General features: G+C 71.3%; 23 protein-coding genes. 10 read left to right on the forward strand and 13 right to left on the reverse strand.

Going from position 1 to position 22,536, the window contains the following annotated elements; all coding sequences use genetic code 11:
• Window positions 1-6 precede the first annotated feature (6 nt).
• Window positions 7-591, reverse strand: a complete 585-nt coding sequence (locus AB0J55_RS35840) for a TetR family transcriptional regulator (RefSeq protein ID WP_364259019.1) — start codon at window positions 589-591, stop codon at window positions 7-9.
• Between the two features lie 95 nt (window positions 592-686).
• On the opposite strand from AB0J55_RS35840, the gene AB0J55_RS35845 reads away from it, so the two are divergent.
• Window positions 687-1,304: an HAD family hydrolase gene (locus AB0J55_RS35845; RefSeq protein WP_364259022.1), complete on the forward strand. Its 618-nt coding sequence runs from the start codon at window positions 687-689 to the stop codon at window positions 1,302-1,304.
• Here the strand turns inward: AB0J55_RS35845 and AB0J55_RS35850 are convergent.
• The gene (locus AB0J55_RS35850; protein WP_354823406.1) at window positions 1,301-1,537 is read right to left on the reverse strand and encodes a hypothetical protein; all 237 of its coding nucleotides are present in this window, start codon (window positions 1,535-1,537) and stop codon (window positions 1,301-1,303) included. The genes AB0J55_RS35845 and AB0J55_RS35850 overlap by 4 nt on opposite strands.
• 130 nt (window positions 1,538-1,667) lie before the next feature.
• Here AB0J55_RS35850 and AB0J55_RS35855 point away from each other — a divergent pair, with 130 nt between their 5' ends.
• Window positions 1,668-2,054 carry a cold-shock protein gene (locus AB0J55_RS35855; RefSeq protein WP_004559993.1) on the forward strand — a complete coding sequence of 129 codons (387 nt, stop codon included), beginning with the start codon at window positions 1,668-1,670 and terminating at the stop codon, window positions 2,052-2,054.
• On the opposite strand, the gene AB0J55_RS35860 is transcribed toward AB0J55_RS35855, so the two are convergent.
• From AB0J55_RS35860 to AB0J55_RS35870, 3 genes are read right to left on the reverse strand one after another with little or no spacing between them, the layout of a single operon-like run.
• Window positions 2,051-2,527 (reverse strand): DUF2771 family protein, encoded by a 477-nt coding sequence (locus AB0J55_RS35860; RefSeq protein WP_364259025.1) that lies wholly within the window; start codon window positions 2,525-2,527, stop codon window positions 2,051-2,053. The two genes, AB0J55_RS35855 and AB0J55_RS35860, sit on opposite strands and share 4 nt — an antisense overlap.
• 10 nt (window positions 2,528-2,537) lie before the next feature.
• Complete coding sequence (locus AB0J55_RS35865) at window positions 2,538-4,412, reverse strand: MFS transporter (protein ID WP_364259028.1); 1,875 nt, start codon at window positions 4,410-4,412, stop codon at window positions 2,538-2,540.
• 50 nt (window positions 4,413-4,462) lie between these two features.
• Window positions 4,463-5,230 carry a glutaminyl-peptide cyclotransferase gene (locus tag AB0J55_RS35870; protein WP_364259031.1) on the reverse strand — a complete coding sequence of 256 codons (768 nt, stop codon included), beginning with the start codon at window positions 5,228-5,230 and terminating at the stop codon, window positions 4,463-4,465.
• 51 nt (window positions 5,231-5,281) lie between these two features.
• Between AB0J55_RS35870 and AB0J55_RS35875 the strand changes: the two genes are divergently transcribed.
• Both AB0J55_RS35875 and AB0J55_RS35880 read left to right on the forward strand, forming a co-directional pair.
• Window positions 5,282-7,576, forward strand: coding sequence for a DUF3027 domain-containing protein (locus AB0J55_RS35875; RefSeq protein ID WP_364259034.1), 2,295 nt, complete (start codon window positions 5,282-5,284; stop codon window positions 7,574-7,576).
• Window positions 7,573-10,386, forward strand: a complete 2,814-nt coding sequence (locus tag AB0J55_RS35880) for a molecular chaperone Hsp90 (RefSeq protein WP_364259037.1) — start codon at window positions 7,573-7,575, stop codon at window positions 10,384-10,386. Before AB0J55_RS35875 ends, AB0J55_RS35880 begins: the two co-directional genes overlap by 4 nt.
• 27 nt (window positions 10,387-10,413) lie before the next feature.
• On the opposite strand, the gene AB0J55_RS35885 is transcribed toward AB0J55_RS35880, so the two are convergent.
• Window positions 10,414-10,641 (reverse strand): DUF2530 domain-containing protein, encoded by a 228-nt coding sequence (locus tag AB0J55_RS35885; protein ID WP_310969660.1) that lies wholly within the window; start codon window positions 10,639-10,641, stop codon window positions 10,414-10,416.
• An 82-nt stretch (window positions 10,642-10,723) separates the two neighbouring features.
• Here AB0J55_RS35885 and AB0J55_RS35890 point away from each other — a divergent pair, with 82 nt between their 5' ends.
• Window positions 10,724-12,193, forward strand: a complete 1,470-nt coding sequence (locus AB0J55_RS35890) for an NCS2 family permease (RefSeq protein WP_364259551.1) — start codon at window positions 10,724-10,726, stop codon at window positions 12,191-12,193.
• Here AB0J55_RS35890 and AB0J55_RS35895 read toward each other — a convergent pair whose 3' ends face one another.
• A complete protein-coding gene (locus AB0J55_RS35895) occupies window positions 12,194-12,745 on the reverse strand; it encodes a hypothetical protein (RefSeq protein WP_364259040.1) in 552 nt (183 codons plus the stop codon). It lies immediately after the preceding gene.
• A 101-nt stretch (window positions 12,746-12,846) separates the two neighbouring features.
• On the opposite strand from AB0J55_RS35895, the gene AB0J55_RS35900 reads away from it, so the two are divergent.
• Both AB0J55_RS35900 and AB0J55_RS35905 read left to right on the forward strand, forming a co-directional pair.
• On the forward strand, window positions 12,847-13,278 hold the full coding sequence (locus AB0J55_RS35900; RefSeq protein ID WP_364259043.1) for a MarR family transcriptional regulator: 432 nt from the start codon (window positions 12,847-12,849) through the stop codon (window positions 13,276-13,278).
• A gap of 113 nt (window positions 13,279-13,391) precedes the next feature.
• A complete protein-coding gene (locus AB0J55_RS35905) occupies window positions 13,392-14,648 on the forward strand; it encodes an MFS transporter (RefSeq protein WP_364259046.1) in 1,257 nt (418 codons plus the stop codon).
• A 235-nt stretch (window positions 14,649-14,883) separates the two neighbouring features.
• Here AB0J55_RS35905 and AB0J55_RS35910 read toward each other — a convergent pair whose 3' ends face one another.
• The 5 genes from AB0J55_RS35910 to AB0J55_RS35930 form a co-directional block, all read right to left on the reverse strand.
• Window positions 14,884-15,699, reverse strand: coding sequence for an arylamine N-acetyltransferase (locus AB0J55_RS35910; protein WP_364259049.1), 816 nt, complete (start codon window positions 15,697-15,699; stop codon window positions 14,884-14,886).
• Between the two features lie 103 nt (window positions 15,700-15,802).
• Window positions 15,803-16,426 (reverse strand): superoxide dismutase, encoded by a 624-nt coding sequence (locus AB0J55_RS35915; RefSeq protein ID WP_003088226.1) that lies wholly within the window; start codon window positions 16,424-16,426, stop codon window positions 15,803-15,805.
• A gap of 190 nt (window positions 16,427-16,616) precedes the next feature.
• Complete coding sequence (locus AB0J55_RS35920) at window positions 16,617-17,276, reverse strand: biliverdin-producing heme oxygenase (RefSeq protein ID WP_364259052.1); 660 nt, start codon at window positions 17,274-17,276, stop codon at window positions 16,617-16,619.
• A 74-nt stretch (window positions 17,277-17,350) separates the two neighbouring features.
• A complete protein-coding gene (locus AB0J55_RS35925; protein ID WP_364259055.1) occupies window positions 17,351-17,947 on the reverse strand; it encodes a TetR/AcrR family transcriptional regulator in 597 nt (198 codons plus the stop codon).
• Between the two features lie 15 nt (window positions 17,948-17,962).
• A complete protein-coding gene (locus AB0J55_RS35930) occupies window positions 17,963-19,462 on the reverse strand; it encodes a glutamate-cysteine ligase family protein (protein WP_364259058.1) in 1,500 nt (499 codons plus the stop codon).
• Window positions 19,463-19,672: 210 nt separating this feature from the next.
• Between AB0J55_RS35930 and AB0J55_RS35935 the strand changes: the two genes are divergently transcribed.
• From AB0J55_RS35935 to AB0J55_RS35945, 3 genes are all read left to right on the forward strand, one after another.
• Window positions 19,673-20,479: an RNA methyltransferase gene (locus AB0J55_RS35935; RefSeq protein WP_364259061.1), complete on the forward strand. Its 807-nt coding sequence runs from the start codon at window positions 19,673-19,675 to the stop codon at window positions 20,477-20,479.
• Window positions 20,480-20,510: 31 nt separating this feature from the next.
• Window positions 20,511-21,122 (forward strand): DUF2537 domain-containing protein, encoded by a 612-nt coding sequence (locus AB0J55_RS35940; RefSeq protein WP_364259064.1) that lies wholly within the window; start codon window positions 20,511-20,513, stop codon window positions 21,120-21,122.
• Between the two features lie 111 nt (window positions 21,123-21,233).
• On the forward strand, window positions 21,234-21,587 hold the full coding sequence (locus AB0J55_RS35945; RefSeq protein ID WP_364259067.1) for an MmcQ/YjbR family DNA-binding protein: 354 nt from the start codon (window positions 21,234-21,236) through the stop codon (window positions 21,585-21,587).
• On the opposite strand, the gene sepH is transcribed toward AB0J55_RS35945, so the two are convergent.
• On the reverse strand, window positions 21,584-22,429 hold the full coding sequence (sepH, locus tag AB0J55_RS35950) for a septation protein SepH (RefSeq protein WP_364259554.1): 846 nt from the start codon (window positions 22,427-22,429) through the stop codon (window positions 21,584-21,586). The two genes, AB0J55_RS35945 and sepH, sit on opposite strands and share 4 nt — an antisense overlap.
• Window positions 22,430-22,536 lie beyond the last annotated feature (107 nt).

Below are 22,536 nucleotides of genomic sequence, written 5' to 3' on the forward strand. Positions count from 1 at the left end.
AGAGATTCAGTGGACGAATTGGCGGATGGCGGGGGCCATGACGGCGGTGACGGCGTCGGCCGCCTCGGCCGCCGAGTGCGTGGGAAGCACCAGGTGCGACAGGGAGAGCCGGACGACGGTCTCCGCGAGCAGGGCCGCGCTTTCGGCGGACAGCCCGGGTTCGAACTCCCGGTACTGCTCCGCGGCGAGGTCGGCGGCCGCAGTGAGGATCGGCTCGCCCTTCGTCGTGAGCAGGGGCAGCAGGTCCTCGCCCGCCTCGGTGCCGAGCGCCGCCGCGACCAGGCGGTTCTCCCGCGCGTGCTCGATCGTGTAGACGACGGCGTGGTGGATGCCCGCCAGGAGCCCGTCCGCCGTTTCGAACCGCTGCCGGATCCCGTCGAGGAACTCCGACGCGGTGCGCAGCGCCACCGCCTGGGTCAGCGCCGCCTTGTTGCCGAACTCGTTGTAGACCGTCTGCCTGCTCACGCCGGCTTTCGCGGCGACGTCGGCCATCCGCAGGCCCGCGTGGCCGCGGTCCGGCAGCAGGTCGGCGGCGGCGTCGAGCAGTGCTTCGCGCAGGGACGCCTTCGTCCGCTCGGTGAAGCTGGTCACACCCTCACCTTGACACAGATCGTTCCGCTGTCAAGGCGCTGTACATGATCGGTTGACGTGTAAAACTGTCGGTGCTGGCGGCTACGGTGTCGGTCGTGGGCATCACCGTGGGGTTCGACCTCGACATGACACTGATCGACGCCCGGCCGGGGATGGCCGCGGCGATGAACGCGCTGGGTGCCGAATCCGGCCTGCCGCTGGACGGCGAGGCGTTCGCGGCCAACCTCGGGCCGCCGCTGGACGACATCCTGCGCGGGTTCGAGGCGCCCGAAGAACGCATCCCGGGGCTCGTCGACCGGTTCCGCGCGATCTATCCCGAAGTGGTCGTCCCGAGCACGGTCGCGCTGCCGGGCGCGGTCGAGTCGCTCCGCGCGGTGCACGCCGCCGGCGGGCGCACGCTGGTCGTCACCGGGAAGTACGGGCCCAACGCGCAGCTGCACGTCGACGCGCTCGGGCTCGACGTCGACGAAGTCATCGGCGAGCTGTGGTCGACGCAGAAGGCCGAGGCGCTCCTGGCCCACGACGCCCGCGTGTATGTCGGAGATCACGCGGGCGACATCCGGGGTGCCCTCGCCGCCAATGCGATCGCGGTCGGCGTCACGACCGGGCCGTGCGATCGCGCGCTCCTGCTGAGCGAAGGGGCGGAGGTGGTGTTCGAGTCGCTGACGGAGTTCCCGGACTGGTTCGGGAAGACGTTCGCCGCGGTGTCCTAGTTCTTGGCGCGTGCCTCGATCACCAGGGCGATCAAGCCGAGCAGCAGGCCCAGCGGCGTGATGACCCCGGCGGCGACCGACAGCCAGATCGGCAGGTTCTCCAGGCCGGCGGCGAACATGATGAACACCGCCAGCACGGCGAGCATGCCGAGGCCGAAAAGCCCGATGCCGACGCGCATCAGGAACGGTTTTCCGGGAGCGGCCACGGCGGCCTCCTTCGTCGCCTTACTCATGACGGAGAGGGTATCCGGCGGTATCGGCTTCTCCCCAGGGCGTGTGGCGAGATACCCTTTACCCAGCGCGCCCTGGGTACGCCCCGGGCGCGTTAGTCATGAGCGGACAGCAGAAGGACTGGTGAGGGAAGTGCCGACCGGCAAGGTCAAGTGGTACGACGCGGAGAAGGGGTTCGGGTTCGTCACGCAGGACGGTGGCGCCGACGTCTACATCCGCAAGGCCGCGCTGCCGCAGGGCGTCGAGGGGCTCAAGGCCGGGCAGCGGCTCGAATTCGGCGTGGCCGACGGCCGCCGCGGGCCGCAGGCGCTCTCCGTCCGGCTGCTCGACCCACCGCCGTCCGTCGCCGAGGCGCGCCGCCGCCCCGCCGAGGAGCTGCACGGCCTGATCGAGGACATGATCAAGCTGCTGGAGCTCAAGGTGCAGCCGGACCTGCGGCGCAACCGCTACCCGGACCGCAAGCACACCAAGCAGATCGGCGAGATCCTGCGCGCGGTGGCGAGGGACCTGGACCCCTAAGCCTCCAGCCGCAGGCCCCAGACGTCGCTGGGCAGCAAGCCCGACTCGCCGGTGCTCGCGTTGAGCACGGCCGTGTACTTCTGCACGTCCACCGCGGAAATGCGGTCGGCGGGCGTAGGCGGTGTGACCGTGTAGGCGTAGCGGTCGAGCGACGTGAACGGGATCGGGTCGCTCTGCTTGTACTCGCCCTGCGGGGTGACGTACTCGTAGACGATCTGCCAGGGCGCGTCGGCGACCTCGCCGGGCACCGAGATCTGCACCGGCTTGCCCGGGCGGACCTTCAGCGTCCGCGTGTCGCCCTTGGCGCTGCACGGCTGCGCGAGTTTCTGCGAGTAGTCGCAGCTGAGCACCGGCGTGGTGTTGATCGTGTGGCCGTCGGCGTAGAAGGTGACCTCGGCCGGGCCGGGGGCCGAGCACCCGGCCACCGCGAACCCACCGGCCGCAAGCAGGGCCACCACCCGGGAACGTCGCATGCCGCGGAGCCTACCGGCGGGGTGCGGAGTCCCTGGGCAGGCCCTGGGCCGGGAAGCTGCCGGTCGGTTCCGGCCGCAGCGGCCGGTCGCCGCCGAGGCCCGGCACGAGCGAGCCGCCGCGGCGCACCAGGTACGTCTGGGTGAGGCCGACGGCCAGCACGACCGTGATCACCAGGAAGCCGATCCAGTACGTCGGCGGCAGCAGCAGGCCGACCGCCCCGCCGAGGCACCAGGCCAGCTGCAGCACGGTCTCCGAGCGGCCGAACGCCGACGCGCGTGACTCCTCGGGCAGGTCCTCCTGGATGACGGCGTCGAGACTGATCTTGGCCAGTGCGCTGGCGGTGGCACCGATCAGGCCGACGATCGCGGCCGTGGCCAGCCCGGGCAGGATCGTCGCGACCAGGGCGGCGAGAACACAGCCGGCCACGCAGCCGACGATCACCTGATCGGGACTGCCGAAGTGCAGGCGCGAGCCCAGCGCGTTGCCGAGGAACCCACCGGCGCCCGCCGCGGCGCCGATCACGCCGAGCAGCAGCAGCTGCATGAACGGCGTCTGCCCGCTGCCCTCGGTCTGGGCCTTGACCGCGAACGCGGCGAACATCATGAGGAAGCCGGTGAGCACGCGCACCGAGCCGTTGCCCCACAGCGCGACGACGATGTGGCGCCCCAGCGGCTGACGGCGTTTCTTCTCCTTGGGGTGCGCCGAGAGGGACGTCGGCACCTCGCCCTCGGTCGCCTCCACCCAGGCCGGGATCCGCATCGACTGCACCGCCGCGGCGACGCAGATGAGCGCGGTGAACCACAGCGCGCCCGCCGAACCGCTGATCGCGTTGATGCCGCTGGCCAGCGCGCCGAACACGCCCGCCGCGACCAGGCCGAACGTGGTCAGCCGGGCGTTCGTCTTGGAGAGCGTGATCTCCGACGGCAGCACCCGCGGGGTCACCGCCGCCTTGAGCACCGTGAACGACTTCGACAGCACCATCATCCCGAGCGCGGCCGGGTAGAGCAGCCAGTCGTCGAAGTGCAGCGCCATCACGACGGCCATCAGCCCCTGGCCGACCGAAGACGCGCACATCGCCAGCCGCCTGCCGCGCTGCACCTTGTCCAGCGCCGGCCCGATCACCGGCGCGACCAGCGCGAACGGCGCGATCGTGATGAGCAGGTAGAGCGCCACCTTGCCCTTGCTCTCGCCGCTGGTCGCGGCGAAGAAGAGCGTGTTGGCCAGCGCGATCGCCATCGCCGCGTCGCTGGCGTAGTTCAGCATCACGGCGTAGGTCAGCGAGGTGAGACCGGACTTCTCGGCGCCGTCGGCCTTCGTCGCGCGCTGGAAGGCGTCGACGGCCTGGCCGGTCAGCTGGCGGCTGCGCATCGCCGCCACCCGCGTGACGGTGATCTTCTTCGGCAGCTTCGGCGTGCCGCCCGGCGTCCGCGGTTCCTCCCGCGGCGGCGGCTCCGGCCGCGGTTCGCCCGCGTAGCCGCCGGTGTCGTAGTGCTCGTACTCGCCGCTGCCGGGATGGCGTTCGCCCTGGTAGAAGCCGCCGGGCGGCTCGCGGCGCACGGGCTCGGTGCGGTGCGGGTCGTAGGGCCGCGCCTCGCGCGGGGGCGGCCGGTGGTTCGTCGGCGCGGCCGCGGTGGGTGCTTCGTCGGCGTTCGGCACCCGGCCGTCGTGGAACCCGCCGCGCGGCGGCTGGACGGGCCGTTGGACCCGGGTCGGCGGCGGCGCGCTCTGGTGCGCGACGCGGGTGGGCGGCGGCTGGGTGCCTGCCGCGTCGCGCCAGTCCCTGGCCTGCGCCGCGCCGGGTTCCGGCGTCCAGCGCCGCTTGGACTTCCGGCCGCGCGGCTGACCCGGCGGAGTGCCGTCGGAGCGGGAGCCGAAGAGTGCCACGTGTCAATCCTGCCTCATCGGCGGCCGGTTCCGCCTGCTCATCCGTGCTTTCACGACGGTACCGGGACGAACCTCACCCGGAACGTGACCGGCCACTGCTTCCCGGTGAGCAGGAAATCGCCGGTGCCCGGAACGGCGGCGATACCGTTGAGCACGTCTTCGGCGCCCGTGGCGTTCACTTTCGCGCGCAGCTGACCTGCGTCGATCGTTCCGGTGATGCGCCCGGAGGCGGCGTCGATCCGCAGGACGGTGTCGGTGTGCCAAACGTTTGCGTAGACGTCGTCGCCGACGCACTCGAGTTCGTTGAGCTGGTCGCGGCCGACGTCGACGCTCCCGGTGACGGCGAAGGTCTTCGGGTCGCGGAAGGTGAGCTGCGAGGAGCCGTTGCTCATCACGAGACGCCCGTCGGCCTGGTGGCAGAGACCCCAGCCTTCGCCCTGGAAGGGCACGCGCCGCAGCTCGGCGAGGGTCTGCGCGTCGCGTTCGATGGCGAAGCCGTCCTGCCAGGTGAGCTGCCACAGCGTCGGCCCGAGGACGGTGACGCCCTCGCCGAACAGCGGTGACGGCAGGGTGGCGGTGGTTTTGGGCGGCCCGCCCGCCGGCCCGGCGGTGAGCGTGGATTGCCCGGCGAGCCCGGTGCTCTCGTACAGGGTGTCGCCGGCGAACTCAAGGCCTTCGGTGAAGGCGGCGGGATCGTGCGGGAGGGTCCCGAGGACCTGGACGGTGAGCCGTTCCGGGCCGGCGGGTTGTTCTTGGGCACCGGCGCAGCCGCCGAGCGCGGCGGCCAGCAGCAGGGCGGTGACGATCGGCGTGCGCACGATGAACAGCCTGGCACGGGCGCCGCGGATGCGTGCGGCACAATTGGCCGCATGACTCTGCTGCTGACCCTGGACGACGGTTCCGTGCAGCGCAAACTCGCCGATGCGGTGGAGTTCGCGCGAGCTGCGGTGCTGGAGGACGCACCCGAGGAGCAGCTCGGCGCGCACGTGGGGGTCACCCGCGAAGACGCGGTCACGGCGAGTCACCTGTTCGAGGCCCAGGTCCCGGGCTACGGCGGCTGGCGCTGGTCGGTGACGGTGGCCGTGGCGGGCGACGACGAGCCGGTGACGGTCAGCGAGGTCGTGCTGGTCCCGGGCCCGTCGGCGCTGGTGGCCCCGGCGTGGGTGCCGTGGGAGCGCCGCGTCCGCGCGGGCGACCTGGGCGTGGGCGACATCTTCCCGACGGACGAGAACGACCCCCGCCTGGCCCCGGCGTATCTGCAGTCGGACGACCCGGCGGTGGAGGAGGTCTCACGCGAGGTGGGCTTGGGCCGCGTCCACGTGCTGTCCCGGTTCGGCCGCACGGAAGCGGCGGCCCGCTGGCACGCGGGCGAGTTCGGCCCCCGGTCGGACATGGCCCGGAGCGCCCCGGACGTGTGCGGGACGTGCGGGTTCTTCGTGCCGCTGGCGGGTTCGCTGCGCGGAGTGTTCGGGGTGTGCAGCAACGACATAGCCCCGGCGGACGGCCACGTGGTGGACGTGGAGTACGGCTGCGGAGCCCACTCGGAGGTAGAGGTCGAGGTGACGTCCTCGGTCCCGGTGGCGGAGCTGGTGTACGACGATTCGTTGCTGGACTTCGCCCCGGCGCCGGAAGTGGTGGAGGCGGCCGCGGCGGAGGGCGAGACGGGGATCGCGGAGTCGGACGTGTCGCCGGCGGAGGTGGAGCCGGAGGTCGCGGAGGCTGACCCGGAGGCGGAGGTCGCGGAGCCGGGGGCCCCGGAGGCTGAGGCTGCCGTGGTGGAGGCTGCGGTGGTGCCGGCTGAGGCCGAGTCGGCGGCGGTGGCTGAGCCGGAAGTCGCGGAGTCGGAGCCTGCCGTGGCGGAGGCTGCGGTGGTGTCGGCTGAGGCCGGGTCGGCTGCGGTGGCTGAGCCGGTGGTGGCGGAGGCCGAGCCGCTGGTGGCGGAGACCGCGGATCCGGTTGCGGAGGCTTCGGTGGCGGAGCCTGAGGCCGGGTCGGCGGGGGTGGCTGGGCCGGTTGGTGCGGTGGCCGAGCCGATGGTGGCGGAGGCCGCAGATCCGGTTGCGGAGCCTGAGGCCGAGTCAGCAGCGGTGGCTGGGCCGGTTGGTGCGGTGGCCGAGCCGATGGTGGCGGAGGCCGCGGATCCGGTTGCGGCGGGTGAGCCGGAGGTTGTGGCGGAGCCGGTTGGAGTCGAGGCCGGGCCGGAGGATGCGGAGTCGGCAGTGGCGGCCGAGCCGGTCGAGGCGGCGGCTCCGGTGGTGGCTGATGTCGCCGAGCCGGCGGTGGCCGATGAGGCTGCCGAGGTGTCGGCCGTGGCCGAGCCGGTTGCGGCTGAGGTGCCCGAGCCTGCGGAGGCCGAGCCGACCCAGGCCGAGGTGACCGATGCTGTCCAGGTGGAGGGAGCCTCGGAGCCGGTTGCGGCGGAGGCTGAGCCGGAGATCGCGGAGCCGGGGGCCTCGGAGACGGAGGCTGCCGTGGCGGAGGCTGCGGTGGCGTCGGCTGAGACCGAGCCGGCGGCTGAGGCTGAGCCGGCTGGTGCAGTGACCGAGCCGGTGGTGGCGGAGGCCGCGGATCCGGTTGCGGTGGGCGAGCCGGCGGTTGTGGCGGAGCCGGTTGCGGCCGAGGCCGGGTCGGAGGATGCGGTGGCGGGCGAGCCGGTTGAGCCGGCTCCGGCGGCGGCCGATGAGATTGCCGAGCCAGCCGCGGCCGATGAGGCTGCGGAGCCGGCCGACGTGGCGGTGGTTGCTGAGCCGGTTGCGGGTGAAGTGCCGGAGCCTGCGGATGCTGAGCCGGCGCAGGCTGAGGTGACGGATGCGGTCGAGGGGGAGCCGGTGGTGGCTGAGGTGCCGGCGCCTGCGGGAGCGGAGCCGGCGCAGGCTGAGGTGACGGATGCGGTCGAGGTGGAGCCGGTGGTGGCCGAGGTGCCCGAGCCTGCGGAAGCCGAGCCGACCCAGGCCGAGGTGACCGATGCCGTCGAGGTCGAGGCAGCTCCGGAGCCGAGCCGGGGCGAGGTCGCCGATGCGGGCGCGCCTGTGGCTGCTGAGTCGGATGCGGCTGAAGTTGATCCCGTTTCCTCCGAGGTTGCCGAGCTTGCCGAATCGGGGGCGGCGTCCGTGGGGGACCGACCTGCCGATGAAGCGCAGGCCCAGCTCGACGAAGACCGGTGAGCGACTTCGCCGCCGCTCCCGGAGATCCCTTCGGGACCGCGCAGCTTCGGGACACCACCCTGCGCTCCTGGCGGGAGTCGCCCACTCGGCTGATCGAGGACACCAACGTCGAGCGTGACCTGCGCGTGGGAGCCTACCGGGATCGGCTCTTCGTCGAACTTGCGCAGAATGCCGCCGATGCCGCCATGGCCGGGGGCGCTCCCGGGCGGGTTCGGGTGTCTCTTGTGGACTCCGAACTCAGGTTCGCCAACACCGGCGCGCCGCTCGACGCCCGCGGTGTCGCGTCGCTCGCTTCGCTGCGGGCCTCCGGCAAGACCGGGGGGACCGTCGGGCGGTTCGGTGTCGGCTTCGCTGCCGTGCGGACCGTTTCCGATGAACCTCGCGTCCTCTCCACCAGTGGCGGCGTTGCCTTCTCCGCCGCGCGCACCAGGGAAGCCGCCGGTATCGATGGTGACGTTCCCGTTCTGCGGCTGCCCTGGCCCGCACCCGCCGAGGTTCCGGCCGGCTTCGATACCGAGGTGCGGCTTCCGTTGCGGGACGGCGTCGACGGGGCGCGGCTTCTGGATGAACTCGCCGAGGATGCCGGTGATCTGCTGCTCGCCCTGCCGTGGCTGGCCGAGTTCGAAGTGGACGGTCGCGTTTGGACACGGGGAGCCGATGGCGATGTCGTCGAAATCCGGGGACCGGTAACAAAAACGCGCTGGCTGGTCCATCGGGGTGACGTCGTATGGGCCGTCCCGGTCAAGGACGACGGCACGCCCGAGCCGCTCGAAGAAGACGTTCTGCGCGCGCCCACCCCGACCGATGACGGGCTTTCGCTGCCCGCCCGGCTTCTCGCGTCCGTTCCCGTCGAACCTTCGCGCCGCCGGGTGCTTCCCGGGGCCGAACTGACGGAGGCGCTTGAGCGGGCCGCCAAGGAGTACGTGGGGCTTGTCCGGCTCCTGCCGGCCGAGCATCGGTTCGCGCTCGTTCCCCGGCCCGGGTTTCCGAAGTCTACTGTGGATGCCAAGTTGCGCGACGAGGTGCTCGCCACCCTCAGCAGTGAACCGTGGCTGTCCACTCAGGATGGTGCCGAGGTTTCCGGCCGTCAGGCCCGGGTGCTCGACGTCGACGTTCCCGGGCTGCCCGCGCTGCTCGCCGACCTCGTGCCCGGATTGCTGAAGGGCTCTGCCCCCGCGCAGTCTCTGAAAGCCGTGTCGGCGCAGGTGATCGGTATCGAAGAGGTGCTGGAAACGCTGACCGGCGTGGCGAAAGATCCTGGCTGGTGGCGGGAACTCTACGCGGCTCTGGCGATCGCCGTCGAATCGCACGCCCTGGCCGGGGAACGGCTGGACGGGCTGCCCGTTCCGCTGTCCGACGGCCGGACGCTGCCGGGGGCCCGGGGCAGCCTGCTGGTGGAAGGCTCGACCGAACTGCTGGAACTGTTGTCCGATGTGGACATTCCGGGGCTGCGGCTGGTGCACCCGGCGGCGTCGCATCCGCTGCTGGAACGGTTGGGCGCCAAGCATGCCGATGCTCGGGAGCTGCTCAACTCGGATCAGCTGCGGGAAGCCGTCGAACGCAGCGTCGAAGATGTCCGGTCCGGTTTGGACGGTACGACGCTCGCCGGGGCCGTGCTGCGGCTGATCGCCGACTGCGGGGACGATGCCCCGCGCTGGGCCGGTGCCCTTGCCCTGCCCGGCACCGATACCTGGCGCCGGGCCGACGAGCTCGTTCTTCCGGCGTCGCCCCTGCTGGACATCTTCGACGAAGAGGTCTTCGAGGAGGATGGGGCGCTCGACGTCCTCGACGAAGACTTCGCCGGGGACTGGCCACAAAGCACACTCGAAGCCGCCGGGGTGCTCGACTCGTTCGCGGTCGTCGTCGACGACGAACCGCACGAGCCCGACCACGACCTGCCCGACGAAGAAGCCTGGTGGGACTCGCTGCCCGAGCCGCCCAGCACGCTCGTCGCGATCCGGGACCTCGATCTCGTCGCCGACGACGCCTGGCCCGCGGCCCTGCGCCTGCTCGCCGCGCGGCCCGGCACCTGGCACGCCCTGCGCACGCCGCTGGGACACGCGGCCTGGTGGATCGCCCAGTACGCCGTGCTCGAAGGCGCCGCGCCGAACGAGTGGCGGCTGCCGGACGCCGATCTGGCCGGGCTGTACGACGAGATCCCCGACGTCGGACTGAACGAAGACCTGCTCGAGATCGCCGGCGTGCGGGCGAACCTCGACCTGTCCAATGTGGACGAGGTGGCGGACCTCCTCGACCGGCTCGCCGATCCGGCGCGCACGGTTTCGCCCGGGCTGGCCACGCGGGCCTACGCCGCCGTCGTCGAGTCCGGGATGGAGCCGGAGGCGCCGCGGGCCGTGCGGGCCGCGGACGGGTCCGTTGTGGACGACGCACTCGTGCTGGACGTGCCGTGGGTCGCCGGGGCTCTCGAGCCCGGTCAGTACGTGGTCGCCCCCGAGGATCCGGAGCGGCTCGCGGACCTGCTCGACCTGCCGCTCGCGAGTGGCGCGCCTGCCGAGGTGACCAGCGAAGGCGAGTACGCGCCCTGGGCCGAGCTGCCCGCGCTGAAGCTGGTCGCGGACCAGCTCGGCATCCGGCTGCCCGACGGCGGCGTCCTGGTGCACGACCCGCTCACCGTGCGCATCGAGGGCGCCGAGCACGACGTCCAGTGGTGGTCCGACGACCGGCTGCACGCGGCCGACACGTCCGAGGGCCTGGCGCGCGCGTTCGCCTGGGCGGCCGGGCGCTGGCCCGACCGGCACCTGATCACCGCTCTCCTCGACGACCCGTCGCCGCGGACGCTGCTCGCGTAAGCCGCAGAACGGCAGAGCCGCGGAACGTCAGAGCCGCTGGGCCGACTTCGAGCCCCGGCGGGCGGCGGCGCGCTGCCAGGCGATGATCGCCATCCCGATGAAGCCGAGCGCGAAACCGGACAACGCCGTCTGCACCCACAGCCCCGAAGTCGTGAAGAAGAGCACCACCAGCGCGACAGCCCAGATCGAGGTGCCTACGATCACCACCGGCGTCAGGTCGGTCAGCTTCTTGGGCAGCTCCGGCGTGTGCCGCAACGAGCCCGTAACCTCCGGTGGATTGATCGGTTCACTCACGAGGTGCAGGGTACTCCGCAGCAGCGAGAGAATGGGCAGGCGAATGGCGGAGCAGGAGACGACCCGCACCGGGACGTCCACACTGGACCGGTTCTTCAAGATCACCGAGCGGGGCTCGACCGTGCCGCGCGAACTGCGCGGCGGGCTGGTCACCTTCGTCACGATGGCCTACATCGTGGTGCTGAACCCGCTGATCATCGGCAGTTTCTCGGCCGACGACGCGGGCGCGCACAAGGACGTCCTCGGCGGCATCCTCCCGGTGCCGCAGGTCGCCGCGGTGACCGCGCTGGTCGCCGGCGTGATGACCATCCTGATGGGCCTGGTCGCGAACTACCCGTTCGCCATCGCGACCGGACTGGGCATCAACAGCCTGGTCGCGGTCACCATCGCCCCGCAGATGACCTGGCCCGAGGCGATGGGCCTGGTCGTCATCGAGGGCGTGATCATCGTGCTGCTCGTGCTGACCGGGTTCCGCACCGCGGTGTTCCGGGCCGTGCCCGCCGCGCTGAAGTCGGCGATCGCCGTCGGCATCGGCGTCTTCATCTGCCTGATCGGCCTGGTCGACGCCGGGTTCGTGCGCCGGCTGCCGGACGCCGCGCACACCACCGTCCCGGTGGGTCTCGGCATCAACGGCTCGATCGCCTCCTGGCCGACCGCGGTGTTCGTGGTCGGCCTGCTGGTCACCGGCATCCTGGTCGTGCGGAAGGTCAAGGGCGCGATCCTGATCGGCGTGCTCGCGTCGACCGTGCTGGCCATCGTCGTCGAGGCGATCGTCAAGGCCGGGCCGTCGCAGGGCACCAACCCGAAGGGCTGGAACCTCGGCTACCCGGCGCTGCCGGACCAGGTGCTCGGCCTGCCGAACCTGTCCCTGGTGGGTGACGTCTCGTTCGGCGCCTGGACGCGCCTGCCGATCATCACCGTCGTGCTGCTGGTGTTCACGCTGGTGCTCGCCGACTTCTTCGACGCCATGGGCACCATGACCGGCCTCGCGAAGGAGGCCGACCTGCTCCCGGCCGACGGCCAGCTGCCCAACGTCGGCAAGGCGCTGTTCGTCGAGGGCCTCGCGGGGGCGGCCGGCGGCTTCGGCTCGGCCAGCTCGAACACGGTGTTCGTCGAGTCGGCCTCCGGCATCGCGGAGGGCGCGCGGACCGGCCTGGCCAACGTCGTGACCGGCGTGCTGTTCATCGCCGCGATGTTCCTGACCCCGCTCTACCAGGTCGTGCCGGTCGAGGCGGCCGCGCCGGCGCTGGTCGTGGTGGGCGCGATGCTGATGTCGCAGGTCCGCGACATCGACTTCACCGACTACTCGATCGCGCTGCCGGCGTTCCTGACCATCGTGGTCATGCCGTTCACCTACTCGATCGCCAACGGCATCGGCGCCGGCTTCGTCAGCTACGTCGTGATCCGCGCGGCCACCGGCAAGGCGCGCCAGGTGCACCCGCTGATGTGGGTGATCGCGCTGGCCTTCGTGGCGTACTTCGCGGTGGGGCCGATCCAGGCGGCGTTCAAGTAGTCAGCCCCGGATCTTCAGGGCTTCGTCGAGGATGCCCCGGTTGCGCTCGAATTCGGCGACCGGGGCCTCGAACCGCACCGTCACCAGGGCGTCGCCGGCGCCGAGGCCGACCACGGTCACTCGCCGCGGCACGCCATCGCGGGAGTAGGTGAAGTCCCATTCCGCGGCGTCCCGGTCGGCGATCGGGGCGTGCCCGGCCACTGTGCCGCCCTGTGAGCCGGCCAGCGCGCGCAGCCCGCTCACCGGATCCTCCTGCGTGATCGCCACCCGGTCGGTCTCGAGCAGCAGCTCGCCTTGGCGGTAGGTCGCGCGCTCCTTGTCGCGGCTCACGCTCCACGACGGCACCGGGATCTCGATGGCCGAGCCGGGCCCGGTCCCGTCGGCGAGCTGGTAGATCTCCAGCTTGCCGACGGCGATCGCTGGCGGGTGCGACGACGACGGCGGCGGCGGCGCGGCCGCGGGTGCGTCGTCACCGCCGCCGAGGAACTGCGCCGCCACGATCGCCAGCACCGCCGCGCCCACCACGGCCGTGCCCACCAGCTTCTTGTTCATCCGGCCCCCAGGTCTCGTCCTCGGGAGGACGCACGGGCCGCGGACCGGGTTGCGGCAGAGATCACCCGTGCAGCCGAAGTTTCGTAAGGTATGCTAACTATATGTCCGGCGACACGCACGAACGCTCCTTGGCGAGCCGTCTGCGTCTCGCGGTGGTCCGGCTCAACCGCCGGCTGCGGGCACAGCGCGTCGGGGACGACCTGACGTTGACGCAGGTCGCCGCGCTGTCCACCCTGCACAAGTGCGGTGCGCTGACCCCGGGTCAGCTCGCCGCGAAGGAAGGCGTCCAGCCACCTTCGATGACGAGGGTGATCGCCGCGCTCGAGGAGCTGGGGTTCGTCGAGCGGCGCCCGCACCCGACCGATGGCAGGCAGGCCATCGTCGAGCTGTCCGAGAGCGGGCTGGCCTACGTGCAGAAGGCCATTTCCGTGCGGGAGGCCTGGCTGGACCGGCAATTGGCGGAACTCGGCGACGATGAGCGCGAAGTGCTCTCGAAAGCCGCTGAGATCATCGACAGGATGGCGGGGAACTAACCACGGTGACGGCCACGGGTAGCGAAACCAAGCGTTCGATCCAGACCACTGCTACCCGGGACACGGCCCCACCGCCGTCCGCTTCACCGCCCTCCGCAGCCAAGCGCGGCGGCATGTTCGCCTCCCTGCGGGTCCGCAACTACCGGCTGTTCTTCACCGGCCAGGTCATCTCGAACATCGGCACCTGGATGCAGCGCATCGCCCAGGACTGGCTGGTGTTCACCCTCAGCGGCAACAACCCGATCGCCCTCGGTGTCGCGGTCGCGCTGCAGTTCACCCCGACGCTGCTCCTCTCGCTCTGGGCCGGCGTCCTCGCCGACCGCGTCGACAAGCGGCGGCTGCTCACCTGGATCCAGACGGCGGCGTGCCTGCAGGCCGCCGTGCTGGGCGTGCTCGACATCAGCGGGATCGTCGCGCTGTGGCAGGTCTACGTCCTGTGCTTCACCCTCGGCGTGACGGCCGCGCTCGAGGTGCCCACGCGGCAGTCGTTCGTCGCCGAGATGGTGGGCCGCGACCAGATCGCCAACGCCGTCGCGCTCAACTCGTCGATCTTCAACATGGCGCGGATCGTCGGGCCGGCGATCGCCGGGTTCGCGATCACCTGGATCGGCACCGGCTGGCTGTTCATCGCGAACGCGCTCAGCACGGTCGCGGTGATCACCGGGCTGATCCTGATGAACCCGGACAAGCTGTTCCGCGTCGCCGCGGTACCGCGGGAGAAGGGGCAGCTGGCCGAAGGCCTGCGGTACGTCCGCCGCCGGTCGGACCTGATGACGGTGATGGTGCTGGTGCTGTTCGTCAGCACGTTCGGCATCACGTACTTCAGCTCGCTCCCGATCGTCGCGGCGAACGTCTTCCACACCGCGGCCGACGGCTACGGCCTGCTCTCGACGCTGGTCGCGGTGGGCACGTTCACCGGCGCGGTGATGTCGGCCCGCCGGGGGACCAAGGGACGGCCGCGGGTCCGGCTGATGCTCGTCTCGGCGTTCTTCCTCGGCGTGTTCGAGCTGATCACCGGGTTCATGCCGACGTACCTGACGTTCGGCCTCGGCCTGATCCCGCTCGGCTTCGCCACGATGACGTTCCTCAACACGGCGAACGCGCTGGTGCAGACGTCGGTCAGCCCGGAGATGCGCGGCCGCGTGATGGGGCTGTACGTGCTCGTGCTGATCGGCGGCAACCCGGTCGGCGGCCCGATGGTCGGGTGGATGGCCCAGCAGTTCGGCGGGCGGTCTCCGTTCTACATCGGCGGGGCGGTTTCGGCCGTGGCCGCGGTGGTGTGCGCGGTGGTGCTGATCCGGCGGGGTGGCGTGTCGTGGCCGGTGAAACGGGGGCTCGGGCTGCGCGTGCTCAAGCGGACGAAGGCTTGACGGGGCGTATCGGTTCGAGTTCACGCCGTGACCGTATCGGCGGCCACCGACAAAAACTCCGCTTCGAACACCCGGTGTCCCTCGAAAGAGTGAGATCGGGGTCTCCGCGCCGAACCTCTTGCCGTCGAAGATGAGGTTAGGCTAACCTCATACACGTCCGCTTCGTGGTGGGAGCGGCAGTCAGTTCGGGAACGGACGGAGCCCCGGCCCTGGGAACCCCAGGCCGGGGCTTCGTTCACGTCAGCGCAGTGTCCGGCTGGGGCGCGCCGTGCGTCAAGGGACTCTCACCCGGCGGTACCGGCAGCCGCGTCAACGTCATCCCGAAGTACACGCGGTACGCCAGGCGGATCGCTTCCGGAGAAGGCAGGCGAACCTCGTTCCGCACCCCGTCGACCGTCTCGATCAGCCTGTCGCCGGACAACGTCACCCGGCCCTGGGACGTCGGGCGGGAACACGTCAGGGACTGCGTGAAGTGCGACTCCGGCGACGTCGTCTGCCACCACGCCATCGGGACGAAGTCGGCCAGCGGGCGCGGGCGGCGCTCCAGGCGGTACTGCGGCTTGCCGTCCATGACCACGTCGATGTCGCCGTGCGGCGCGTCCAGCAGCAGGAACTCGCCCTCGGGGTCGTGCTGGGCGTCGACGGCGGACAGGCGCAGCGGATACCGGGAGAACCGGCCGAAACCGACGTCGACCAGCCAGTCCTCCGACGAGTCCAGGGAAACGACGATCGCCGCGTGGTCCAGCGGCGGGCCGGGCGTGCCGTCGGCGTGGAACACCTGCGCCGCGTGCAGCGAAGCGTCGTACCCCAGCGCGCGCAGCAGGGCGGCGAAGAGGCCGTTCAGCTCGTAGCAGAACCCGCCCCGGCGGCGGTGCACGACCTTGGCGAAGAGGGCGTCCTCCGCCAGGACGACCGGCTCGCCGAGGTGGCTGCTCAGGTTCTCGAACGGCACCGCGGCCAGGTGGCGCTCCTGCAGGTGACGCAGCGTCGCGAGATCGGGCGCCGCCGGCCGGGCGACGCCGAGGCGGTCCAGGTACGCGTCGATGTCCATGCGGCCAGCCAAACACCTCGACCGCGGTCGAGGTCAAGCCATTTTCACCCGGCGACGAAAAACGGGGCCCTCCCGGAAGGGAGGACCCCGTCAGCGCGGAAAATCAGCCGAGCAGCAGGCCGTTGCCGCCCGCGACGGCGTTGTCGAAGCGCTTGGAGATCTCCGCCCAGTTGAAGATGTTCCACAGGGCCTTGACGTAGTCCGGCTTCACGTTCTTGTAGTCCAGGTAGAACGCGTGCTCCCAGACGTCGACCAGCAGGATCGGCACGGTCGGCAGGATGAGGTTGTTGTGGTGGTCGCGCAGCTGCTGGGTGATCAGCGTCTTGCCGATCGGGTCCCAGGACAGCGCGCCCCAGCCGTTGCCCTGGATCGTGGTCGAAACGGCGGTGAACTGCGCCTTGAACTTGTCGAACGAGCCGAACGCCTCGTCGATCGCCGCGGCCAGCTCGCCGGTCGGCTTGTCGCCGCCTTCCGGCGACAGGATCTTCCACCACACGACGTGGTTGGCGTGGCCGGCCAGGTTGAAGGCCAGCGTGGTCTCCAGGCCGACGATCGAGCCGAAGTCGTTCGCTTCGCGGGCGGCTTCGAGCTTGTCGAGCGTGTCGTTCGCGCCCTTGACGTAGGTCGCGTGGTGCTTGCTGTGGTGCAGCTCGTTGATCTCGCCGGAGATGTGCGGCGCGAGGGCGCCGTAGTCGTAGTCGAGATCGGGCAGCTCGTAGCGGGCCATTGGCCCTCCTTCTGTCTTCGACACAAGTTTCCGGTACCGAACCTAGTAGCACACGCCCCTCCGCGGCGAGCGGGGGCGTGTCGTGATCACCGCCTGGGATGACCGGTTCGTAGGTGGCGTACCCCGGAGGCGCACCACCCGAAACCGAGCCTGCAACCTGAACTTAACTGGAGGTCAACGGCCTGTGAGATCAGGCACGGAACTCGTCGAGCCGCGAGGCCAGCTCCTCGAACACGGCGACGTTGCACTCGAACGCCACCAGCGTCTCGTCGATCACCCGCGCCCGCTCGTCCTCGTCCCAGGGCGCGTTGTCCAGCTTCGCCCGGTAGGCGTCACGGAAGCGCGGAGCACTGCCGATGCCCTCGAAGTGGTAGAAGAGCGTACCCGCTTCGGCGACGTCGTACTGGCGTTCCAGCAGCCGCCGGATCGCCTGGCCGCCCGCGATGTCGCCCAGGTAGCGCGTGTAGTGGTGCGCCACGTACCCGCCGGCCCACGACGACGCTTCGCGGATCCGCGCGACGTACTCGCGGGTGGAATCCAGCGGCGTGATCGTCGAACGCCAGTCCGGGCCGACCAGGTGGGCGAGGTCGCGCTCGAGGTTCGGCAGCCGCCGCAGCTCGTCAAACACGAACTCGCGGCCGATCGGGTCGGCCGCCATCCGGTCGCTCGCCGCCTCGATCGCGCCGTAGACGAAGTAGTACTGGATCGCCAGCTGGGTGTAGCCCTCCTGCGTCAGCTCGCCGCCGAGCAGGGCGCGCATGTACGTGGAGTAGTTCGCCTTTTCGTGCACCTCGAGCGTCGACGCGCGCAGGGTCGCCGAGAACGGGCGGGCGTCCGTGGTCACCGACATGGGCAGGCCTCCCGGGCGATCGATCTGACACGCTGTCAGAAAGAGCGTAGGGCATAGTCCGGGGTTAGGCCACCCTAAATCGTCGCGCCGACCGCCCGCAGGACGAATCGCACGGCCGCTTCGACGACGTCTTCCAGCTGCTCGGCCGGCCCGTCGACCAGGGTGCGGTTGCCCAGCGCGGCGGTGATCATCGGGATCAGGACGTCCGGGTCCTCGGCCGGCCAGCGGCCCAGGTCGACGCCGCCGGCGAGGATCGCGCGCAGGCGGTCGGTGATCGGGTCGGCGTGCGCGCTGATCCGGCGGTACGCCGCGGGCGCCAGCGCCGACGCGAGCGCCGTGCCCGGCGGCATGTGGTACTCCGCCAGCACCCGCAGCTGCAGGCGGACGAACGTGGCCAGCTGGTCGACCGGATCGGCCTGCGCTTCGACGGCTTCGGTCAGCCGCGTGACGTACTGCGCCGCCTCGTCCTCGACGAACGCGACGAGCAGGCTTTCCTTGTCCGGGAAGTGGTTGTACAGCGCCGTCCGGCCCACGCCGGCCGCCGACGCGACCCCGGCGAGCGTGATCGCGTCGAAGCCGCGTTCGTAGAGCTGGGCGCGCAGGACGTCGAAGACCCGGGTCCGCACCTCGCGCCGGTGTGCCTCCAAGGACGCACCGAGAATCTTCGGCATCCCCTCAGGCTAGCGTCAATCGGCCACCGGCCACGTGTGAACCGGTTCGCCCGACTCCGACAGCTCCAGGTAGCGCGCCAGCATCAAGCTGAGCGCGGCCTCGCGGTCGAGCCCGCGTTCCTGGGCGCGCAGGACGTAGTCGCGCTGCCAGGTCGCCCCGGTCCGCCGCGCCAGGCACCGGCGCTCGATGATCCCGAGGTAACGCTCGCGGGCCTCGTCGGAGACGTCGGAGCGGCGCAGGCCCTCGTGGGCGAGCGGCAGCAGCACGCGCAGCGCCAGCTCGTCCGGCGGGATCCAGCCGATGCCCGGCCAGTACAGCTGGCCGTCGAAGCCGCGGCGCGCGCCGGCGTAGAGGTTTTCCTCGGCCGCCTGGAACGACATCTGCGTCCACACCGGGCGATCCGCCTCGGCCAGCGCGCGCTGCGCGCCGTAGAAGAACGCCGCGTTCGCCACCGTGTCGACGACCGTCGGGCCGGCCGGCAGCACCCGGTTCTCCACGCGCAGGTGCGGCAGCCCGTCGACGACGTCGTACACCGGGCGGTTCCAGCGCCAGATCGTCCCGTTGTGCATGCGCAGCTCGGTGAGCTTCGGCGCCTGCCCCGCGTCGAGCGCTTCGATCGGGTCCTCGGTGTCGGTTTCCGGGAGCAGGCCGGGGAAATAGCGGACGTTCTCCTCGAACAGGTCGAAGATCGACGTGATCCAGCGCTCGCCGAACCACACCCGCGGCCGCACGCCCTGGTTCTTCAGCTCCTCCGGCCGGGTGTCGGTCGCCTGCAGGAACAGCGGGATCCGGGTCTCGTGCCACAGCGCCTTCCCCAGCAGGAACGGCGAATTCGACGCGAGCGCGATCTGCAGCCCGGCCAGGCACTGCGCCGCGTTCCAGTGCGCGGCGAACTCCTCCGGCGCGACCTGCAGGTGCAGCTGCACGCTGGTGCAGGCCGCTTCCGGCAGGATCGACTCCGCGTAGCTGCGCAGGCGTTCGGGCTGCTGGCCCGGCAGCGCCGCGCCCTCCATGGCGAGCACCGTGCGTTCGCCGCGTGCGGCGAAGATCTGGTCGTTCAGCGTGGCGTAGCGGGCCTTGTTGGTGAGCCACTTCTGGTCGAAGTGCTCGTGCTTCAACGTCGGCAGGATGCCGATCATCGCCAGCGACGACCCGGTGTCACGGGCCTTCGCCGCCGCGCTGTCGAGGTACGCGCGGAGGTCGTCTTCGAGCTGGAGGGCGGAATCGCCGGCCAGCGGCCGCGGCGGGACGTTCAGCTCGATGTTGTGCTGGCCCAGCTCGGTGGTGAACGACGGGTCGTCGAGGGCCTCCAGCACCGCGGTGTTCGTCATCGACGGGCGCAGCTCGCGGTCGACCAGGTTCAGCTCGACTTCGAGCCCGATGTTCTTGCGGGGGAACGAAAAACTGCCGTCGGTGAGCATCCGTGCCAGCGTGTCCAGGCAGCGCTGCACCTTGCGGCGGTACCGTCCTCGGTCCAGCGTGTTGAACTGCTGAGCCTCGAGGTCCATCCCCATGACCATCCCTGCTTCGTGTCGGCGTGGACTAGGACGTGTTTCAGGCCCCGGCGGACAACCGTTACACAGCCGATGCAGCCGGGCTAGCGGCCAAACTGGTGCTCTCCGTCACGGGCAGTTAACCGAAAGCGGATTGGCCCCGTTCGTACCACGGGGTGGTGGACGTTCGGACCAGTGCAGCGCCCGGCAAGCGGGTGACAGACTGGGCGGATGGGCGTGATCCACATCGACCACTCCGGCGATCCGCGCGTCGACGATTTCCGCGACCTGTCCACTGCGGACCGTCGGCCCGACCGGCCCGGCGGCCGGGGCCTGGTCATCGCCGAAGGCACCGTCGTCGTCTCGCGGCTGCTGGCCTCCCGTTACCCGGTACGCGCCCTGCTGGGCGTGCAGCGGCGGTTCGCCGAGCTGGCCGAAGACCTGGCGGGCCTCGACGTGCCGCAGTACGTCGCCTCCGCGGAGACGATGGCCGACGTGGTCGGCTTCCACCTCAACCGCGGGATCCTCGCCGTCGCCGACCGGCCCGCGCCGCTGACGGTGGCGCAGGTCGTCGACGGCGACGGTCCGGTCGCGGTGCTGGAAGGCGTGGGAGACCACGAAAACCTCGGCGCGCTCTTCCGCAATGCGGCCGCGCTGGGCGTGAGTGGCGTGCTGCTCGGGCCCGGTTGTTCCGACCCGCTGTACCGGCGCAGCGTGCGCGTGTCGATGGGGCACGTCCTGCGCGTGCCGTTCGGGCACCTGACGGACTGGCCGGGCGGGCTCGACGACCTGCGGGCGCGCGGGTTCTCGGTCGCGGCGTTCACCCCGCGGCCGGGTTCGGTCCCGCTGCGCGAACTGCGGGCGCACGCGCCCGGGCGGGTGGCGTTGCTCTTCGGTGCCGAAGGTCCCGGACTGACCGAAACGGCGCTCGCGGCGGCTGATCACGCCGTCCGGATACCCATGCCGGCCGGAGTCGATTCACTGAACATCGCCACGGCCGCCGCCGTTGCCTTCTACGAACTGGCCCGGGGCGGCTAAAGTTCTGATCTCCGAGGCGGGAAGGGGCACCATGGAGCTGCGGATCCGCGGCGAGCGCGCCGTGCTGGCCGGCCCGGGCGGGGAGCACGCGCGCGAGGTGGACCCGCACAAGCTCGCGATCGGCGCCGACCTGGCCCAGGCCCTGCACGAATGGGCCCGCGTGGCGTCCGCCGTCTCCGCCGATTCCGGGGAAGAGGCGGGCGCGGTGGTCTCGCAGCGCGGGCGTCAGCTCGCCGGACGGCTGGCCGCGGTGATGGGCACGACCGTGCGGTTCGTGGACCCGGTGACGGGCGCCGACACCGTGGTCGAACCGCCCCCGCCCGCCACCGCGGCCAGCCACCGGTTCGTCCGCGCGGTGCTCGGCCCGCCGGGCCCGCCGGGGGAGCCGACCCCGTGGCTGACCGGGCTGACCGTGTCGGCGTTCATCGCGGCCGTGGTCGTCGTCGCCATGCTGGCGCTGGCTTCGACGCTGGCCCGGGAGACGAGTGGCTGGCTGGCCCTGGTGGCGTCGGTGATCGTGACGGCCGGGATCACGCCGTCGCTGTGGCTGATCCGGCGTACGCCGATCCTGCGGTGGGCCGCGTACGGCGCGGCGGGCGGGGTCGTGATCGCGTGGGTCGGGGTGCTGGTGATCGCCTTCTAGCGCAACCGCCGGCGGCCAGGAGAACCGGCCTCGGCCATCCCGGCGGCCGCTGCGGCCTTGCCGATGTCTTCGCGGCCACCTCGACCACCGGTGCGCCGCTAGCCTGACGGGATGGAGCAGCTGGACGCGTTGCGGAAGTTGTGCCTGGCCCTGCCGGAGGCGACCGAGCGGCTGAGCCACGGGTCGCCGGCGTGGTTCGTCCGCGGCAAGAAGACGTTCGCGATGTTCGCCGACGACCACCACGGCGACGGCAGGCTCGCCTTCTGGTGCCCGGCCCCGCCCGGTGCGCAGGAGGAACTGGTGCGCACCGAGCCGGAGCGGTTCTTCCGGCCGGCGTACGTCGGGCACCGCGGGTGGCTCGGGGTGCGGCTCGACGTCGACGTCGACTGGGCCGAGGTCGACCGGATCGTGCGGGAGGCGTACCGGCAGGTCGCGCCGAAGACGCTCGCGGCGCGCGTGGACTAGCCGCGCTGCGAGCGGACCCCGAGGAGCACGTCCTCCCAGGACGGGACGATCGGGTGGTTCTTCTTGGCCTTCGGCCGCGGCTCGGGTACTGCCGCGTCTTCGTCCGGGTCCACCGGGACGCGCGGGATCTCGCGGGTGTCGTCGTCCGGGTCCGGCTCGGCCGACGGCAGCTGGGCGCGCTCCGGCTCCACGGAATCCAGCGTCGGCTGGAACTCCGTCTCGCGGGCCGGCGCGAGGGCGCGGACCGTGCGCGGCGGGCGGTAGGCGTTCGGGTCCAGCAGGACCTCGGCGTTCTCGTCCAGCGCCGTCACCGTGCCGCCGTGCGCACCCGGCGAGAACGCCCAGTGCGCGCGGTTGTCCGACCGCCCGGCCTTCCACCGGAGCACGACGACCCAGCGGCCGTCGTCGCCCTTCCAGGAGTCCCAGGTGGCCTGCGAGTAGTCGTGACCGCGGACGCCGAAGCCGTATGCGACGACCTCGCCGAGCGTCTGCACGTCGGGGCCGTCCTCGCGGACGGGGTGGGCGCTCTGCGCCAGCTCGGCGGTCCGGGACCGCTCGAGCAGGACCGGGTAGGCGTAGCGCTCGACGCGCTGCGTCGAGACACCGGCGCTCGCGGCGACCTGCTCGACGGACTCGCCGGCCCGGATGCGCTGCTGGATCTCGCGTGGCCGCATCTGGCTCTCCAACTCGATTTCGATCTGGCCGAGGCGGGTGATGTCACCCCGCGCCGCCGCGCGCAGTCGCTCATCAGCCGGGAGCAGGAAACGAGTACGGCTCGCCGGGTCTTCGAGCACGATGGACTTCCCGTCCTCGTGCAGTCCGACCACTCGCAGCGCCCGCATTGTTCTCGCCTCCCCGATCTTCTTCACCGTTGTGGGTACCCACGTTAGAACGGCGCGTCGGCTTGACGTGCGAGGCGCGCCGAGTCCGCACCGAACTGCCCACTGTT

The sequence above is a fragment of the Amycolatopsis sp. NPDC049688 genome, from assembly GCF_040674975.1.
Classification (GTDB): domain Bacteria; phylum Actinomycetota; class Actinomycetes; order Mycobacteriales; family Pseudonocardiaceae; genus Amycolatopsis.

Coding starts and splice junctions, on each gene's coding strand:
- AB0J55_RS35850 (WP_354823406.1), bottom strand. CDS start 1,537: ATGAGTAAGGCGACGAAGGAGGCCGCCGTGGCCGCTCCCGGAAAACCG.
- AB0J55_RS35860 (WP_364259025.1), bottom strand. CDS start 2,527: ATGCGACGTTCCCGGGTGGTGGCCCTGCTTGCGGCCGGTGGGTTCGCG.
- AB0J55_RS35875 (WP_364259034.1), top strand. CDS start 5,282: ATGACTCTGCTGCTGACCCTGGACGACGGTTCCGTGCAGCGCAAACTC.
- AB0J55_RS35890 (WP_364259551.1), top strand. CDS start 10,724: ATGGCGGAGCAGGAGACGACCCGCACCGGGACGTCCACACTGGACCGG.
- AB0J55_RS35895 (WP_364259040.1), bottom strand. CDS start 12,745: ATGAACAAGAAGCTGGTGGGCACGGCCGTGGTGGGCGCGGCGGTGCTG.
- AB0J55_RS35900 (WP_364259043.1), top strand. CDS start 12,847: ATGTCCGGCGACACGCACGAACGCTCCTTGGCGAGCCGTCTGCGTCTC.
- AB0J55_RS35905 (WP_364259046.1), top strand. CDS start 13,392: ATGTTCGCCTCCCTGCGGGTCCGCAACTACCGGCTGTTCTTCACCGGC.
- AB0J55_RS35910 (WP_364259049.1), bottom strand. CDS start 15,699: ATGGACATCGACGCGTACCTGGACCGCCTCGGCGTCGCCCGGCCGGCG.
- AB0J55_RS35915 (WP_003088226.1), bottom strand. CDS start 16,426: ATGGCCCGCTACGAGCTGCCCGATCTCGACTACGACTACGGCGCCCTC.
- AB0J55_RS35920 (WP_364259052.1), bottom strand. CDS start 17,276: ATGTCGGTGACCACGGACGCCCGCCCGTTCTCGGCGACCCTGCGCGCG.
- AB0J55_RS35925 (WP_364259055.1), bottom strand. CDS start 17,947: ATGCCGAAGATTCTCGGTGCGTCCTTGGAGGCACACCGGCGCGAGGTG.
- AB0J55_RS35930 (WP_364259058.1), bottom strand. CDS start 19,462: ATGGGGATGGACCTCGAGGCTCAGCAGTTCAACACGCTGGACCGAGGA.
- AB0J55_RS35935 (WP_364259061.1), top strand. CDS start 19,673: ATGGGCGTGATCCACATCGACCACTCCGGCGATCCGCGCGTCGACGAT.
- AB0J55_RS35940 (WP_364259064.1), top strand. CDS start 20,511: ATGGAGCTGCGGATCCGCGGCGAGCGCGCCGTGCTGGCCGGCCCGGGC.
- AB0J55_RS35945 (WP_364259067.1), top strand. CDS start 21,234: ATGGAGCAGCTGGACGCGTTGCGGAAGTTGTGCCTGGCCCTGCCGGAG.
- sepH (WP_364259554.1), bottom strand. CDS start 22,429: ATGCGGGCGCTGCGAGTGGTCGGACTGCACGAGGACGGGAAGTCCATC.